General features: G+C 44.8%; 3 protein-coding genes and 1 tRNA gene. 3 read left to right on the top strand and 1 reads right to left on the bottom strand.

Translation table 11 applies throughout. From position 1 onward, the window contains the following. Positions 1–44 precede the first annotated feature (44 nt). Positions 45–120 (bottom strand) — tRNA-Trp (locus FWJ59_RS09140). A 195-nt stretch (positions 121–315) separates the two neighbouring features. On the opposite strand from FWJ59_RS09140, the gene proC reads away from it, so the two are divergent. The 3 genes from proC to FWJ59_RS09125 all read left to right on the top strand — a co-directional run bounded on the left by proC (position 316) and on the right by FWJ59_RS09125 (position 2,800). Continuing rightward, a complete protein-coding gene (gene proC, locus FWJ59_RS09135) occupies positions 316–1,176 on the top strand; it encodes a pyrroline-5-carboxylate reductase (protein WP_414481628.1) in 861 nt (286 codons plus the stop codon). After that, on the top strand, positions 1,173–1,667 hold the full coding sequence (rnhA, locus tag FWJ59_RS09130) for a ribonuclease HI (protein ID WP_414481627.1): 495 nt from the start codon (positions 1,173–1,175) through the stop codon (positions 1,665–1,667). The genes proC and rnhA overlap by 4 nt, the downstream gene beginning before the upstream one ends. Before the next feature lie 68 nt (positions 1,668–1,735). Then, positions 1,736–2,800: a tyrosine-type recombinase/integrase gene (locus tag FWJ59_RS09125; protein WP_414481626.1), complete on the top strand. Its 1,065-nt coding sequence runs from the start codon at positions 1,736–1,738 to the stop codon at positions 2,798–2,800. Positions 2,801–2,889 lie beyond the last annotated feature (89 nt).

Below are 2,889 nucleotides of genomic sequence, written 5' to 3'. Positions count from 1 at the left end.
CCTGTAACGTACAGTGGGATGAAAGCCGCATGGCGTCTAGCTTTTGGCAGGGGAGGCAGGACTCGAACCCGCAACCAACGGTTTTGGAGACCGCTACTCTACCAATTGAGCTACTCCCCTATACCTATTCTTTTGACGTTTACTATTATATGATATTTATTTTTCTAAGTCAAGCATTCCGTTAATTTTTATTTTGCTCATTTTAAGCCTATTCTTAACGTATGTAGAGCAAAAATTTCTTTCAATTTAACACATGTACCATTTTTTGTGATATAATTTCTAACAAAGATTGATTTATCCGAAAGGAGGAAAGCGATGCCGGAAGGGAAGGGGAGCTACCGTTTGGGCTTTATAGGTGCTGGCAATATGGCAAATGCCATTATGAGAGGGGTTATAGCTCGCGGCATCGTACAACCAAATAGCGTATGTGCTTTTGATGTGGACGTAGACAAGCTTAACAGGTTGTCGGCCGAGCTAGGAATATGCGCGGCAAAGGACAATCGGCAGGTGGTATTAAACAGCGATATCGTCATACTAGCTGTTAAGCCCAATACATATGAAAGGGTATTGCTTGAGATAAAGGATTGTCTTGAGGAAAGGCATATACTCATCTCAATAGCTGCTGGGATCACGGTCGATTTCATAAAGCAGATTATAGGCGACAGGTGCAAAGTGGTGCGTACCATGCCAAACACTCCGGCTTTGGTGGGGGAGGGCATGACGGCGCTGTGCACGAACCATGACCTCTTGCCAGATGAATTGAGGGCAGTAAAGAATATACTGCATTCACTCGGTGAGGTCGAAGAAGTTTCTGAGAACCTCATGGATGCCGTTACTGCTGTGAGTGGAAGCGGGCCGGCATACGTGGCCATGTTTATAGAAGCATTGGCGGATGGCGGGGTACTGGCGGGCCTGCCGAGAGATGTAGCATACAGGATGGCCGTCCAAACCGTCATCGGAACTGCCAGGTTGCTGATAGAATCTAGAAAACATCCCGGAGAAATCAAGGACATGGTGTCATCGCCGGCCGGAACCACCATAGAAGCAGTTCGTTATTTAGAAAAACTAGGATTTCGAAGTGCCGTCATTGAAGCGGTAAACGCTTGTATGCTCAAAGCAAAGGCTATCGGAAAGAATATGGAAGGGAATATCTGGAAGGATGAAAGGTCAATATGAAAGAGGTTGAAATTTACACCGATGGAGCCTGCAGCGGTAATCCAGGCCCGGGTGGCTGGGCGGCCATATTGTCATATAAGGGCATTGAAAAGGAAATATATGGCTATGAAGAAAGTACCACAAACAATCGTATGGAACTCATGGCGCCCATAAAAGCCTTAGAAATGCTGAAGGAGCCGTGCATAGTCAAAATTTATACCGATAGCGCATATCTGTTTAATGCTTTCGATAAGGGCTGGATAAAAAAATGGCAGCAATGCGGCTGGAAAACCTCAGATAAACAGCCGGTTGCAAATCAGGATTTATGGAAACGGCTTATCGAGTTGAGCTCCATCCACAAAATTCAGTGGATCAAAGTAAAAGGGCACAGCGATGATGAAAGGAATAATCGCTGTGATAAGCTGGCCAGATTTGCTATCAAATTGGCCACTTCTGGAAAACCCCAAAATGGCACTGGGGCTGAAGAAGGAGAAGGGTCATTTGAGGAATAAATAACTATGCGCAAAATACAAGTTTTGCGAAAAGTATATTGAGATAAACCTGAGGGGGGGCTTTCAAAATGTCTGAACAAAAGCCTTTCAGCGTACAGCAGAATCAGCAAAACATATTGAAGCTGCGAGCTATTCTGCAGGAGCTTCCCGAATTTTGTAAGGATTTCTTCCGCGCCATTGAACCCAACACTTCCATACTCACGCGGATAAACTACGCTTACGATTTGAGACTATTTTTTGAATTCCTAACAACTCAAATAGAGGATTTTTCCCACATAACTCCTTTTTCGCTATTTACCCTGGAGGATTTAAATCGGGTTAAACCCGTACATATAGAGATGTTTCTCGAATACCTCACCTATTACAGCAGGCCTTCTGTTCCAGATGTGGAACACCAAAACCATGAACCCGGCAAGGCTCGCAAGCTGTCTGCCCTGCGCTCCTTTTTTGCATATTACTTTAAAAATGAAAAGCTGGACAAAAATGTGGCTGCCCTGGTCGACCTCCCTAAAATTCACGAAAAGCCCATCATCCGGCTTGAACCTGACGAGGTGGCTCGGCTGCTGGATATCGTCGAGACCGGTGAAGGGCTGACCGAAAAGCAAAAATGCTATCATCGCTACACTAAGCTTAGGGATATAACCATTTTGATGGTGTTTTTAGGTACTGGCATACGCATAAGCGAATGCGTAGGCCTTAATATATCCGATTTGGATTTTAACGTAAACGGCTTCAGGATAACCCGTAAGGGCGGCAATCAAGTCATCCTCTACTTTGGTGATGAGGTCAGAAAAGCCTTGCTGGAATACCTAGAGGAACGAAAGAAAATTGAAGCCTTACCCGGACATGAGGATGCCCTTTTCCTATCCCTCCAAAGGCGCAGGATAAGCAACCGTGCTGTACAAAATCTGGTTAAAAAGTACGCAAAATTGGTAACGCCGCTCAAAAACATATCTCCACACAAACTGAGGAGCACCTACGGCACCACCCTCTATCGCGAAACCGGCGACATATATCTGGTGGCCGACGTGTTGGGACACAAGGACGTCAACACCACTCGCAAACATTATGCAGCCATCAGCGATGAAAAGCGCCGTATGGCCGCACGGGTGGTAAAATTAAGGGAGGATTAAAGAGTTCCTCCCTTATATACTTATATATTTTTAATTATATTTATAAAGTTGGAAGAAATTTGATCTCATTTTCGTCTATAACCGTAAAG

The organism is Caldicoprobacter sp. (assembly GCF_047459465.1).
Classification (GTDB): domain Bacteria; phylum Bacillota; class Clostridia; order Caldicoprobacterales; family Caldicoprobacteraceae; genus Caldicoprobacter.
The sequence above is the reverse complement of the archived record's forward strand: the minus strand, read 5'-3'. Positions and strand labels throughout refer to the sequence as shown.

Coding starts and splice junctions, on each gene's coding strand:
- proC (WP_414481628.1), top strand. CDS start 316: ATGCCGGAAGGGAAGGGGAGCTACCGTTTGGGCTTTATAGGTGCTGGC.
- rnhA (WP_414481627.1), top strand. CDS start 1,173: ATGAAAGAGGTTGAAATTTACACCGATGGAGCCTGCAGCGGTAATCCA.
- FWJ59_RS09125 (WP_414481626.1), top strand. CDS start 1,736: ATGTCTGAACAAAAGCCTTTCAGCGTACAGCAGAATCAGCAAAACATA.